Source organism: Chloroflexota bacterium (genome assembly GCA_016235055.1).
Lineage (GTDB): Bacteria > Chloroflexota > Anaerolineae > JACRMK01 > JACRMK01 > JACRMK01.
This window is the reverse complement of sequence record JACRMK010000069.1, coordinates 205,817-220,798: the sequence shown is the minus strand read 5'-3', so window position 1 is coordinate 220,798 and position 14,982 is coordinate 205,817. Positions and strand designations below refer to the sequence as shown.

4 protein-coding genes are annotated in these 14,982 nt (G+C 65.4%); 2 read left to right on the top strand and 2 right to left on the bottom strand.

Annotated features, from left to right (window positions below):
* Positions 1-271 precede the first annotated feature (271 nt).
* Both HZB53_18035 and HZB53_18030 read left to right on the top strand, forming a co-directional pair.
* On the top strand, positions 272-1,087 hold the full coding sequence (locus HZB53_18035; GenBank protein ID MBI5879554.1) for a diaminopimelate epimerase: 816 nt from the start codon (positions 272-274) through the stop codon (positions 1,085-1,087).
* A 542-nt stretch (positions 1,088-1,629) separates the two neighbouring features.
* Positions 1,630-2,115, top strand: coding sequence for a GerMN domain-containing protein (locus tag HZB53_18030; GenBank protein ID MBI5879553.1), 486 nt, complete (start codon positions 1,630-1,632; stop codon positions 2,113-2,115).
* Between the two features lie 81 nt (positions 2,116-2,196).
* Here HZB53_18030 and HZB53_18025 read toward each other — a convergent pair whose 3' ends face one another.
* A complete protein-coding gene (locus HZB53_18025; protein ID MBI5879552.1) occupies positions 2,197-2,754 on the bottom strand; it encodes a hypothetical protein in 558 nt (185 codons plus the stop codon).
* A gap of 14 nt (positions 2,755-2,768) precedes the next feature.
* Complete coding sequence (locus HZB53_18020) at positions 2,769-14,918, bottom strand: DUF11 domain-containing protein (protein MBI5879551.1); 12,150 nt, start codon at positions 14,916-14,918, stop codon at positions 2,769-2,771.
* Between the last annotated feature and the right edge of the window lie 64 nt (positions 14,919-14,982).

The window sequence follows — 14,982 nt, the reverse complement described above, 5'->3', positions numbered from 1 at the left end:
GGGAGCAGGGGAAAAGCTAACGGGGAGGTGCGCGGCGGCGCAGCCGCCGCGCACCTCCCCTTAGAATCTCGCCCCCTCTCAGCAAGGTTGGGAGGGGGTCGGGGGGAGGGCAACGCCGCTTGCTTGGCGAGCCAGCTTGCGTGATGAGCACCAAGGGGCCAGTTCATAGCAAGCCCGCATTGGAAAGTACCCGTCCAAAGCCAAAATGGGAATTGCTGAGCCAGAAGTGCGCGGCATGACAGATGTGCTTCGCCGGGGTATAATCCGCTCTATGACAAGCACGCTCCCATTCACCAAAATGCACGGGCTGGGCAACGATTTCATCGTCGTCGACGCGCGCGCGCCGCGCGATCTCGACTGGGCCGCGCTGGCGCGCGCCATGTGCGAGCGCCACTTCGGCGTGGGCGCCGACCAGTTGCTGCTGGTTGCGCCGTCACCGCGCGCCGATATCACCATGCGGCTGTTCAACGTCGACGGCTTCGAGGCCGAAATGTGCGGCAACGGCGTGCGCTGCATCGGCAAATACGTTTACGACCGCGGCATCGTCCGCAAGCCGGAACTGAGCGTCGATACGCTTGGCGGCATCAAGCGCCTGCGGCTGCATATTCAGAACAGCGTCGTGACCGGCGCGGATGTGGCGATGGGCGTGCCGCGCATCGAGTTCACCGGGCATGCCGTGACGGTCGGCGCACCGGCGCGCGAACTGTTGCTGGCGTCCGTCAATATGGGCAACCCGCATGCCGTGGCGCTGGTCGATACGCCGCTGGCGGACTTCCCGATGGAATCGATTGGGCCGCAGATCGAGCGGCACACACTGTTTCCCAACCGCACGAACTTTGAAGCTGTCAACGTGCTGTCCCGCAGCGAACTCCGTGTGCGCGTCTGGGAGCGCAGCGTCGGCATTACGCTGGCGTGCGGCACCGGCGCCTGCGCCTCCATGGTGGCGGCGCGACTGCGCGGCGCGGTGGCAGACCAGGTCGCGGTACACCTGCCCGGCGGCACACTGTCCATCGGCTGGGACGGCACAGGCGAAGTCATGATGGCCGGACCGGCCACTACCGTCTTCGAAGGCGAGTGGTATCTGTAGCCCTGCCAGCAATTCTCATTTTGGAGTCGGCCGTCCATGCGTGACAAGCACCAGGGGGGCCAGTTCATAGCAAGCCGGCAATGGAAAGTACCCGCCCAAGGCCAAAATGAGAATTGCTGTAGCCCTGCCGCGCAATTGGCATTTTCGCGCCAACTCCACTAAAATGGCATCGACACGAGCGGACAACCAGACTCAATGAGGAGGACCTGTTGAAGCCCCGTATCGCCCCCAATCGGCGCCGCCAGTTGGCGTGCGCGTTTGTTCTCTTGCTTGTTGCTTTTCTGCTGGCTGCTTGCGAACGCCCCGGCAGCGAGCCCGTCTCACGTTTCACGCCTGTACCGGGTAGTTTGACGACTGCACCGTCCTCCGGGGCAACCCTTGCACCCGCAGGCACGCCATCGGCCAGTCGTCCGGCTACTCCCGGCACAGGTGGACCCGCTGGAACACCGTCGGCGAGCCGGCCAGCCGCCACGCCCGGGGCGGCTGGCCCCACGACCAGCGCAACGCGTGCGCCGACCGCCGGCCCGGTTGGGGTGACGCCAGTGGCTACCCGCGTGGTATCGCAACCGACAGCCACACCGGTCCCGCCCACGGCGACCCCGACGAAGGCCATATCCGGCCCGACGATGACCGTCAAAGTCTACGTGGTCGCGCTTGGCGATGCGGGCAAGGCAGGCCCCAAGATCGGCTGTGATGACAGCATCGTTGCCGTCGATCGCACAGTTGCCCAGTCCAGCGGCCTGTTGACGGCCGCGGAGAAAGAGCTTGTGTCGATCAAGGACAAGAATATTGGCCAGTCTGGACTGTACAATGCGCTCTGGCAGTCGAATCTATCCGTGGACAGCGTTGTGCTGGCTGGTTCGGCGGTCACTGTCCGGCTGATCGGCACGACGAAGCTTGACGGCACTTGCGATGCGCCGCGCGTCATCGCTCAGATCAAGTACACCGCGATGCAGAATCCCGCCGTGAAGACGGTTACCACGCTGTTGAACGGCGTGCCGATTGAGCAGGCGCTCTCGCAGAAGTAAGCGCTCTTCAGTACGATAAGCCAACCGCCGTGACCGATGTTCGGTCGCGGCGGTTGGCTTTTGTCGAGAAGAGCAGACGGGCTAAGGCGTCAGCAGGAGCACGTACGCGCGATCGGCGACCAGGACAATCTCGCCGGACCGTCCGGTGGCTGGCACATCAGCCGAATACCCATACGTGCCGGGTTCGAGCGCGACGAACAACTCCCCGGGGCCGGCGGCCCCGCGCGCCGGCACGCTGTAGGCGCGGGCGCCGACTTTGACGCTGGCCGCCCGGTCGGCGAAGTTGCGCATGAGCAGCCCGCTTCGCCCGGCCGGGACCGTGAATCGTGGCGTTGGCGCCGGCGTGCGCGTTACCGTTGCCGTCGGCGGAATCGCTGTCGGAGTGACGGACGCCGTCGCGGTGGGGGTGAGCGTGGGCGGGAGTGGTGTTTGTGTGGCCGTAGCGGTCGGGCTCGCGGTCGGTGGTACCGGCGTTGGCGTAACGGTCGGCAGTACCGCCGTCGGCGCTTGCGTAGCGGGCACAGCCGTTGCTGCCGGCGCCTCGGCGTCGCAGGCGCTTATGGCAACGATCAGCACGCATGCGCATAACAGCGTGCGCAGCACGCGTAGCGCACCGCCCCGGATTGTAACCTCAGGCATGGACCGCTGTGCCACTATTTCACCGTGTTCGTGTAGGTAGCGCCGGCGCCGATCAGCGCTTCGTTGGCCGTCACCGTCGCGGTCGTAACCAGCGGGCCGACTGCGCCGGCCTGAAGCGTGCCGGTCACGATGATCGACGTGCTCGTAGACGGATTGAGCGTCGCGTAACCGCACAGCATTTGCAGCGCATTCAGGGCGCACGCGCCCGCCGGGCTTGGCGCGCCGAAGGTGACGCTGACCGGCAGTGTGTCGGTCACCTGTACGACGCTGGCCAGCGACGGCCCCGTATTCGTCAGGCGAACCGTGTAAGTGATGATGTCGCCGGCGCTAAACGAGCCAACTTTCTGGGCGGCATTGCCGATGGCCAGCGCCACGCTGCGCGCCACGCTGGTTGTGATGACCGCCGTTACGCCGATCAGATCCTCCGACGCGGTGATGTGGGCCGTATTGGTCAACACCGCGCCGTCAGCCAGCGCGGCGTTCGTCGTCACGCTGTACGTAAACGATGCTGTGCTGTGGCCGTCGATAGCGCCAATCACGCACCGCAAGACCTGGCTGGCGATAGAGCAACCTGGCACGCTCACGGTGACGCTGGCCGCCAGTGTGTCAACCAGTGTTACCTGGTTGGCGCGCGACGGACCACTATTCGTGATTCGCACCGTATAGGTTAGCGGGTTCCCGGCGTTCACCGTGGATGGCTGGTCGCTCTTCGAAACAGCCAGCGCGACTTCCGCATACGCGGTTGACGTCACGATGTCACGCGACGCCCCGCTCAGGTCCTCGGTTGCGGTCACGCTGGCGGTGTTGACCAGCAGTGTGCCCGACACCACCGACTGGCTGACGGTGACGACGATGGTGCGGGCGAGCGATGCGCCGGGCAGCATATCGCCCAGTACGCATCGCACGGCAAGCGCGCCCGGCTGCGTGCAGCCGGCGGCCGAACTGAAGCTGACCACGGACGGGAGCGAATCGCTAATGACGACGTTCGTGGCCTGGGATGGGCCGGCGTTCGTCACGTTCAGCGTGTACGTCAGCAGCGTGCCGCCCGCGACTGGTTCCGGCGCAGCGGAGTTGCTGATCAGCAGGCCGACCTGCCGGTTGATGGTCGTCACGACCATGTCGCTCGTCCCGAGCAGCGTTTCGCTCGTCGTCAGGTACGCGGTGTTGGTCACCACCGTGCCATCGGCGATGGTCGCGCTGACGTTGGCGGTAAGTGTAATAACCGCCGTCGCCCCGGCGGCCAGACTGGCCCTGGTGCAGGTATAGGCGCCTGCCAGGTTGTTGCAGACCATCCCTGCCGTGGCGACTACACCGTAGGTACCGATCGTGGGTGGTGTGTCGCGCACGGTCACGTTCGTTGCCGGGCTGGCCGACGTGTTCACCAACTGGATCGTGTAGGTCAGCACCGAGCCGGCGATCGCCGGCGATGGCGCGGCCTGCTTGCTGATGGTGACCGGGCTGACGGCGCTGGCCAGCGTGGCCGCCGTGTCGGTGCGCGCCGACGGCAACTCGCTGGTCGTGACAGTCACCACGCTGCCCAGCGACAGTAAGTTGGGCGTGCTGGCCGAGACGAGCGTGAAAACATCCAGTTGCGCGCTCGCGCCGGGCGCCAGCGCGAACCCGGCGCAGTGCAGCGTCTGCGCGCCTGCCGAGTTGCATGTTGCGGTGGCGCCGCTAAGTTGGTAGCTGCCTATCGTGACGTTCGGCGCGACCGTCTGCGTGATGGCGAAACCCGACGCCAGTGATGGCCCGTTGTTCGTGATGTGGATCGTGTATGTCAACGCTTCGCCAGCCAGCACCGGATCCGGCCGGTCGAACATGATCAGACCCAGATCCACCAAACGGACAACATTCGTGTTCAGGGACGTCGATACCGATCCGGGCGTGCTGCCCGTCGTCACCGTCGCCTGGTTGTTCAGGGCTGCGCCATTGGCGGCCGTGTACGGCACCATCGCGTAGATGGTCGCCGTAGCGCTCGCGTTGTTATTCAGCGTTCCGAAGTTGCAGAACACCAGGTCCGACACGCCGGCGGTGGCGGCGGTGCAAACGGCGCTGGCGCTCGTCGCCGTGATAAAAGTGAGGCCGGCCGGCAGCGTGTCGGTCATCTGCACGGTGCGGGCGCGCGACGGGCCGTGGTTGGTGACGATTACCGTGTAGGTGATCGGCGTCCCGGCAATCACGGGATTGGTCTGGGACAGCTTCGTCAGCGAGAGCACCGACGACGAGTTGATGACTGTGTTGACGGTGCCACTCGTATTGTCGCCGGTCACGGGGTCGCTGACTGCGGATCCCACGGTGGCCGCGTTCGCCAGTGTGCCGGTGGCCGCTTGGTTGATGTCGGCGCCGATCGTGACCGCTGTGGTAGCGCCCACGGCCAGTGTGCCGATGTTGCAGATGACGGTCTGCGCGGCGCCGCAACTGCCCTGGGCGGCCTGCGCAGCGATGTTGGACAGATTGGCGTCGAGCGCGTCGGTAATGACCACGCCGGTCGCCTGCGACGGCCCGTGGTTCGTGATCGCCACCGTGTAGGTGATGCGCGTGCCGGCGGTCGCCGCGCCTGGGCCGGCCTTCGAGATGACCAGGTCGGCGGAGAGCACGACCGTCGTCGTCACGGTGCGACTATTGTTCGCGAGGATCGGATCCGTCTGATCGCCGGCCCCTGTGACGGTGTTGACCAGCGCGGTGCCGGCGGCCGTCGCGCTGTCGGTGGCCACGACGACCAGATAAGTCGCGGTCGGGTTGACGCCCGGGTCCAGCGTCCCCACGGCGCACGTCAGTGTCCCGGCCAAAGTGCAGCCGGTCGCCGTTTGCAGCGTGACGCCGGCGGGCAGTTGGTCGGTAATGACCACGCCCGCTACGGGCGACGGCCCGAGATTGGTGATGTTAATCGTGTATGTCAGCGGCGTGCCGGCCACCACCGTTGCGGGAGCCGACTTCGTCACAGCCAGGTCGCCGACGTTCTGAATGGTGCTGACGGCAAACGCCTGGTTGTTCGTTGTACTCACTTCCGGCTCGGTTGCCGCGACACTCGCGGTGTTCGTGATGACGGTGCCGTCGGCAGCAGCGCCCACCGTGCTGACGATCGTCAGTGTGAAGGCGGCGCCGGCGTCGATGGAGCTCACCGCGCAGTTCACCAAATCGCCAGGCGCGTTCACGACGCAACCGGCGGTTGTGCCCGCCGCCCGGAACGTCAGCGGCGCGGGCAACGAGTCCGTCAACACGATGCCGGTAGCCATGGACGGACCGGCATTCGCCACAACCAGCGTGTGGGTCAGTGCGGCGCCGACCAATGCGGGTTCCGGCGACGCGGTCTTCGCCAGTGCCAGGTCGATAAGCGTGTCAACCGTTGATGTGACGACTGCGCCGTTGTTGCCCAGCACCGGATCCTGCTCGGTGCTCGCCACGGCCACGGCATTGACCAGCGTGCTGCGCGCGCTCGGCAGCACCTGGGCGGAAACTGTGAACGACACGACCGCGCCGGGATCGATCGGAGCCAGCGCGCAGACGGCCAGACCGCCGGCGACCGTGCACGGCACGGATGGTGTGACATTGCGCACGGCCGGCAGCGTGTCGGTCACGACCACCGCCTGTGCCTGCGATGGGCCGCTGTTGGTCACGTACAGCGTGTACGTGATCGGGGTGCCAGCAACGACCGTGGTAGCCGAAGCCTCCTGGCCAATGGCCAGATCGGCTATCGCATTGACGTTGACGGTGGCGGTATAGAAATTGTTGGTGTTTGAGCTTTCCAGCCCGCCGCCGGTCACACTGGCCACGCTGGTCAGCGCGCCGCGCGTGTTCGGGTTCACGTCGAGCGTGATCGTCTGGGTCAGGCTGCCCTGCGGCGCCAGCGGGCCCATATCGCATACGAACCTGCTGCCTGCGGTCACACAGCCGGTCGCGTTTGCCAAAGCGGCGCCGGACGGAAGCGTGACAGTCAACAGCACGCTGCCGGCCGCCGACGGGCCGCCGTTGGTGACGACGACCGTGTACGTCAGCGGCAGACCGGCAACCACCGGCGCGGAAACGCCGGTCTGCACGGCCAGGTCGATGATGGACCGCACCGTGATGGTGCGAGTGACCGTATTGCTGGCCGGGTTGGAGTCCTGCTCGTCCGACGCGACGGTCGCCACATTGACAAACGAGGTTAGGTCGGGCGTTGCCGGATCGACTGGCGCGACAAGCGCGATCGACGTGGTGACACTTGGCGCGAGCGACGCAATCATGCAGTTGACAGACCCACTGTTGAAGGCGCACCCGGCCGGGAGGCCGGTCGGCGTCAGGCCGCCCGGCAAGGCGTCCGTGACGACCAGATTGGTCGCCAGCGACGGTCCGCCGTTGGTCAGGATCAGCGTGTACGTCAGTGTGTTGCCGGCCATGACCGGATCGGCAGACGCGAGCTTGCCGAGTTGCAGATCGACCACCGGCAACGCAAACGAGTTGAGCGCAAACGTGTTGTTCGCCAGGTTCGGGTCGCTATCCTCGCCGAACGCCGAGGCCGTGTTCGTCAGCACGCCGCGCGCGCCCGGGGCGACCTGCACGTGCAGCACGGTCGTGGTGTGGCTGAATGGGTAGATCGAGCCGAGGCCGCAGGACACACCGCCCGTGGTGGCTGTACAACCGGGCGGCAGCGCCGTCAGCGACATGCCCGCCGGCAACTTGTCATTCAGCGTCACGTTTGTGGCGATCGACGGACCGCCCAGATTCGTGACGACGATCGTGTAGGTCAGGGGCTGGCCCGGAACAATGAGAGCCGGGTCGCTGATCTTGGTCACCGCCAGGTCGGCGCTCGTGTTGATGAACGTCGAGCGCAGCGCGTTGTTGTTGAACTGGTCGCGATCAAATTCGTTGCCGATCACGGCCGCGGTGTTCACGAGATTCCCGCGTGCGATCGGGTCCACCTGAGCGATGATCGAAATGGTTACCGATGTGCTCGGCGCCATGCTGCCGATATTGCAGACGATGATCGTCTGACCGCTGCATGTGCCCTGCGACGCCGAGAAGCCCGAGTGCTGCGGGTCGGCGCGAACGCCGCGGATGGCCGGCACCGCGGTATTCGTATCCGACTCCAGCAGTACCCGGTACTGGAAATACGGGTTGTCCACCACGCCGGCCAATGCTGCGCCCGGCGTCGTCAGCGTGGCGTTGTCCTGCTCGCTGAAATAGGTGGCCGAGTCGCCGTCGGGGCCGAGGAACGGGCCGCCGGTCGCGCACAGCGCGTCGGCGCACGAGCGGGCCTGCAAGCGGGCGCGCAGCGCTCCGCGGTTATAGTGGTCGGCGACTTCAGCGGCCGACAACGGCCGCGCCAGCACCGCCACTTCGTCGATCGTTCCGGCGAAGAATCGCTCGGCGCCCGTGCCGCGCGCGCCGACTGCCCAGTTGCCGTTGACCGCCAGCGCGCCAATGGGGTCCGCGGTCACTGCCGCTTCGGAACCGTTGCGATACAGTCGCCACGACGCGCCATCGTACACGCCGATCAGATGCACCCAACGGCCCACGTCGCCGGTCGGGATGGGCGACGACGCCATGTGGTTTGCGCCGTCCCAGGCGCCAGCCTCGTAGAAACCGTTATTGATACGCAGGAACACTTCCGCATTGGACGGGGAGGTCGCGAAACCGTGTGCAATGATGTTGCGCGTGCCGCCCAGCGCCTGTGGCATGACCCATGCTTCAAGGCTAATGGCGCCGGGGTTGTTCAGCACCGCGGGGTTGCCCAGGCTGATATAGTTGGCCACACCATCAAACGTAGCGGCGGTGCCGAAGCGCCCGCTAACGCCGGCCGTTGGGCAGGCGGCGCCGGCGCAACTGCCGGTAACGCTGTTTCCGGACGTATCGGCGAACGATGTTGCGCCCGCCAGCTCGTTCAGATGCAGCAGCAGCCGTGTGTTCGTCATCGCCACGCCGCCGCGCGGATAGCCAAACTCATTCTGCCCGAAGTCCGGTAGCGCTTTGCCCTGTGGCTGAAGCGGCACCCAAGAGAGAGCCTGCCACGGCACGGGCAGCGAAGCGCCGGTCATAACGCGTGAGTCGAACTGGCCGAACCCGGCCAGCGTCTGCCGCCCGTAGATCGTGGCGATCTCCTGTGAGGTGAGTGCGCGCCTAAACATCGATACTTCGTCGAGCGTGCCCAGCAGGCGGTTCGTATCGCCGCCGCGCTGGCCGATGTACAGCGGGATGTTGTTGGCTGTCGCACCGCTGGTCGTATCGGAGACGGCGTTGTCCAGCGTGCCATCAACGTACAGGTACAGCCAGCCGCCGGACTTGACGAAGCCGATCTGGTGCCAGAGGTTGTCGCCGACGACGCGGGTTGAGAAAATGCCCGGGAAGTTCGTGCCGTCGTAACGGCCAACCAGCACCTTGCCGGCATTGCCGCTGGTCTGGTTAAGGTAGCGGACGACGTACGGGAAGCCGGACACACTGCTGGTAGACCACTTTTCAAGGATGCTGTTCTCGGTGCTCGCCGTGTACGGCTGGCTGGCCGGGATGCGCACCCACAGCATGATCGAGAAGTCCTGGTCGGCTGCGAAGTTCAGGTCGGCGCTGTCCGGGATGCTGGCATACTGATTAACGCCGTCCAGCGACAGCGCGGTCGCGATCTGACCAGCGGCGCCAGCGATCGGGCAGTTCAGGCCCGAGCATGTCGCGCTGTGTCCGTGACCGGATGTATCTGCGAATGTTGTAGCCCCGGCGGTCTCGTTCAGGTGCAGCAGCAGCACGTTGCTGATCATGCTCGTCCAGCCCGTGTTGGAGCCGCCGTCGGGCAAGTTCCACGCCCCGTTGCCGAGTTCCAGCGTGTTGTTGACGGCGTTCCATTGCGTACCCTGGAATGTGCCGCCGCCAAAGCCGGTCGCCGTATTGTCGTCGTCGATCTGATCGGGCGAGACGGTGATGCTGATGATTGAGGCCGGCATCACGTCGGTCAACACGACACCCGTGAACACCGATGGCCCCGCATTGTTGACGACCACCGTGTAGGTGACGTTGCCGCCCGCGAGGATCGATGCCGGCGCGAACTTCTGCACCGATAGTTCGCCGTACGGGCAGTTGGCGAGGAAGATGTTGCGGTTGGAAACGTAAGCGGTATGTGTGCCGTCCAGGCTCATCAGCGGATGGGCAGCGCCGCCGCCGGGCGTGGACGCGAGAGGGCTGGCGCCTGCCAGTACCGTGTCGTAAACGTCAATCGCTAGTCCGCCGCCGGAGGCGTAGGTGACGCGCGTGCCGTCGCCGCTGATAGAAGGCTGGCTGTTGGCGCCGTCCGTCGTCAGTTGCTGCGGCACTGGATTGCCGACCGTCGCGAGGAAGATATTGCCGCCCTCTTCATAGGTCACGAGCGAGCCGTCGCCATTGATGCCCGGTGTTTCATTGCTGCCCGAGGCTGTGTTGCTGACCTGCTGGAACGTCAGGCTGGCGTCAATCTGGGCCACAAAGATTTCGCGGTTGCCATCGCCGTTGCCGCCGCTGAGGTTGCCATTGGACACAAAGGCGATGCGCGTGCCGTCGGTGTTAATCGAAGGCAGGTCGTTCTGCGTGCCAACCGGCGTTTGCGTGATCTGCATGAATGCCGGTCCGCCCGACGCATTGAGGTCGGCGCGGAAGATCTCGGCGTTGCCGGTTGTGTTGCCGATGGCTGCGAGGTCGGCATCCGAAATGAACGCGACGTAACGGCCGTCGGCGCTGATGGCCGGCAGCACATTGAGGTTGCCGGTGGTGTGCGTGACCTGAGTCAGCGTTACACCGCTGCTCGGCCCGATGGCCGCGACGAAGATTTCGAAGTTGCCGTCGGCGTTTTCGCCGTCGGCCTTCAAGTCGCGGTCCGAGAAGAACGTCACGCGCGTGCCGTCCGCGCTGATCGAGGGCGACAGGTTGAAGCCGCCCAGGATGCTGCCGGTCGATGACGTGACCTGCGTGAAGGCGATCGTACTGCCACTCACCGTGGCGACAAACAGTTCGATATTGCCGTCGGCGTTGTTGCCGGTCAGATTGTTCGTGGACCAGAAGGCCACACGCGTTCCGGTGGCGTTCACGACCGGCTGGTTATTGATACCAAGTGTCGAGAACGTCAACTGGGTCGTCGTGCACGCGACCGGCTGGGTTGCTGCCGGCGGGCGCGGCGCGCCCTGAGCGGCCGCCAGCCGCTGCGCGGCCGTCGCGATGCCCGGCACGCGTGCGTAAGTCGCCAAAAGCGCTGTCAGTGAATTGCGCGCAGCCGGTTCCGGCTGCGCGTCAACCACCCACTTGAGAGGCAGCGGGGCAGAGGCAACGGTGGCGCGTGCAGCGGGTGTGCCCGTCGGCGTGGCCGTTGAAGTCGCCGATGGTGCCGGGGCCACCGTCGACGTGGCGCTGGCCGTCGCGGTCGCCGCCGACGTAGCGCTGGCTGTCGCGGATGCTGCCGGCGTGGCCGTTGGCGTTGGTGTATCCGTTGGCGTTGACGTCGCCGATGGCGCCGCGGCGGCGGTTGCCGTGGCGGTGCGCGAAGCCGTAGCGGTCGCCGTGGCTGTCGCTGACGGTGTGCTGGCTGCTGTTGGCGTGCCGGTGGGCGACTGCGTCGGCGTCGTCGTAGGCGGAACCGGCGTGCCCGGCCCCGTATTCGGCGCGGCGGTAACGCTGCCGCGCTGGATGAGCGGCAGGTACGTCGTAAAGATCGGCGCACCACCGCCCGGCCTGACGGTCAGCAGCGCGGCGGCATCGCGGGCCACCGGGCACGGCTCGCCGACGACCAGCATGCGAATCGTATAGGTGCCAGTGACAACGTAGGTGTGCGATGCGAACTGCCCGAGCTGCATCGGCGTGCCATCGCCAAAATCCCAGTAGTATGTCAGCACGCCGCTGCCTTCTTGCACGGTGCCGGCGAACTGCCATGGCGATCCGATATCCGGCAGGCCATTCGGCGGCACGGCGATAATCGACGGATCAGTCGGCCAGCGGCAGGTGGTGCCGATGACGCGGAACGGCGGGCTGATCGCGGTGCTCGACGAGCGTTGCAGGGGACCGACCCGGTCGCTGTGAACGACGCGCACTCGGAAACGCGCATCGTCACTGATCGCCTGGTCGGCGGCGGCATTCCAGATGAATGTGCCGCTCTGCCCGAGTCGGGTCGTCTGGGTGAACGGCGTAGGCGACGCGGGATCAGCGGTAGCCGCCTGCCAATTGCTGCCGCCATCGATAGAGAACTCAAACAGCGTCTTGACGATGTTGGTCGTCACCGTCGGCTGGGACGCGCTGCGCCAGCCGCCCGGGTCGTACACGCGGTAGTTCACCGTGACGGTCGGCACGAGCATGCCCGACAACTGTTCCGACGAGGAATACAAGTAGCCGTCTTTGGTCGTCCCCGGACGATTGACCGACACGTAGGACGGGTTGAACGGCAAGGGCATCGTCTGCGTATAAGCGCCCGTGAGATGCGACGGCAATACCGTCGAATTGAAGTAGATGCCGTTCTGCCCGCCGGCCTTCTGGCTGATCACGAGGTCAAGCTGCCCGTCACCGTTTATATCGCCCCAGGCGACGCCGGTAGTCTGCGGCGCATCGTTCGACTGCCATAACTTGAGCAGGCGCGCTTCGCCGTACCCGCTATTCAGGTTGGCGTATACCACCGCCGGCTGCCCGTCGTTGCCAACGGCCAGCTCCGGATATCCGTCATTATTCCAGTCGCCCCAGGCGATACTCGTTGCCTTGTGGCTGACGGGCGATTGCCACAACGGTGTCTGGCTGAACGAGCCAAAACGATTCTCAAATACGACGACGGGCTGGCCGTATCCGGCAATCGCCAGATCGGGGAACCCATCCTTGTTGAAGTCGGCCCAGGCGACGGACGTGTTGTTGGACAGCGGCGGAGACGTCCATGCCAGTGTGAACGTATTGTCGTGATTATTGTGATAGATGCGCACGGGCTCGCCGTACGAGGCCACGGCAAGGTCGAGATAATTATCGCGGTCGAAATCGGCCCAGGCGATCGCCCGCACGCTCGAGAAATACTGCGGCGTCGTATAGACCGGTGTGGTCTCCAGTCGCCCGTTGATGTTGCGATAGATCACAACCGGACCCGGCGTGCTGCCCACGGCCAGATCAAGCAGGCCGTCACCGTTCTCATCGCCCCAGGACACGATGTGATTGGAGCCGCCCGGCGCGGCCGTGGTCCACGTCGGCAGCACACTGGCCGATAGATAGACCTGGTTATTGTTCGGCGTGCCGACAGCGACATCGAGCGTGCCGTCGCCGCTCATATCGCCGAGCGCGACCGACTGCGAACCAAGACCGCTCGGCAGCAGTTCGATGCGACTGGCCGGATTGAACGTGCCATTGGCGTTGTAGTAGATGCGCGCGCCGACGGCCGGCGGATTGCCCGCGCCCAACAGTACATCGATCGTGCCATCGCCGTTGGCATCGCCCAGCGACACGCTGCCGGCTGAAAAGCCGTCGATGGGGGACAACGCCGGCATAAGCCGTGGCGTGAACGAGTCAAACAACATGGTCGGACCGTCACGATTGGTGAGAGCCAGATCGATGCTGTTGTCCGTGCGCACCTGCACGGCGCGCATGCTCCACAACTGGCCGTTGAGCAACCCGGAGGGCACTCGGATGAATGACGTGAAAGCGCCGTTTTCGTAGTCGTACACGACCGGCGGCGAATCGCCGACGGCGAGCTCGAGACGCCCGTCGCCGTCAAAGTCGCCCCATTCGACGGTCAGCGGGGTCAGGAATGTATTGGTGCGCTTGATGACCGGCGCGGCTGCAAAGCCGCTGCCGTGCTCATTATGATAGATGCGCACTTCGCGCTGTAGCGGGTAGGCGGCCGCCAGGTCGAGATAGCCGTCGCCGTCGTAGTCACCCCACTTCAACTCATACGGCAGGAACGTGATGCTCGAGTCCACCTTGACCGGGGGACGCACGTTGAAATGACCCGCGCCATCGTTGGGCAGCAGCACCACCGAGTTCGGGAAGCGTCCGAGCACCAGATCGAGATGGCCGTCGTTATCGAAGTCGGCCGCGCTCAACGCCGCGGTCGGTGAGTCGCTGATGCACTCACCCGGCGAGACAAAGCCGCCTGCGCCGTCGTTGCGGAACAGACGCACCGGGCACGACGCATTCAGCGTGTTGGTGCTGGCGATCAGGTCAATGCGGTTACCGTTGCCGCCGAATATGCCGGCGATCACACGCACGAGTTGGAACTCGCTGGTGAACACCCCCGTCTGCACGAAGGCGCTGCCCGACCGCTTGTAAATGTAGTTCAGCCCGCTCGAAGTCGGCGTGCCGTCCGTGCTGTCGCCAACGGACACGAGTTGCAGCGAGCCGTCGCCTGCGAAATCACCCCAAACGACGCCGAACGTCTGCCGGTTGTTGCCCCAGAAGCGCGCCAGCCGGCCCTGCTCGTTGCGATAGACTGTGGTTCCGATGGACGAGCCGAGCGCCATGTCCAGGTTGCCGTCGCGGTCAAAATCGCCCCAGTCCTGATTGATCGTGCCGCCCAGGTCGCCGCTGAGCCAGGTGGGAGCGGCGGAAAGACTGGCCTGTCCGGTCTGGATCGGCCGGACGCGCGCTGTCGTGTCCAACTGTACCGAGGCGTTGCCGGGCAATCCACCGGACTGATAGGCCACGAAGGCGCGATTCGTAAAGCTCGTGCCGTCGGCCTGGCCGGCCAGCCGCCCGACGAACGAGCGTTGGGCCCTGCTGCCTGGCCCGAGCGCATCGATGGTCCAACTGATCTGCCGCGTGACGGTCACGACGATCGTGCCGCCGATCGGCTGCGGGATAACCTGTGTGTCGACGATGTACTCGCAGGCGCTGAGACAGACAATACTGGACTTGTCGAGCGTGTCGGGCGGCAACAGGTCGAGAATCAGAATGTTGGTGATCGTGCCGCCGGTCGTGTTCGTGACGGCGATGGTGTACGTGAGCACGCCGCCGTCGTAGACGAATGAATTGTCACCGGTACCCGTGTTGATCGTCTTGGCGACGTCGAGCGAGTCGGCCGCCGCCTGGCTGCCGCGTCGCCCGCCGGTGCCTGCCGTCGGCGCCGGGCTTGGCGTCGGCGTCGTGGCGGCAAGCGGCGAGGCCTGCGCGCCGCTCCCGGCCATCAAGACGGCCATCCAGAGCGCGGCGCACAGCGAAACGCCGATCAGTAAGAATGTTTTGAACTCCCGCGAAACGGGCCGGTGGCTTCTTGTCATGTCATCGTGTCCGGTCTGGCGCCTGGCCTGCGGTTGCGCGCCGGTGCCGGTAATAGGTGTCATC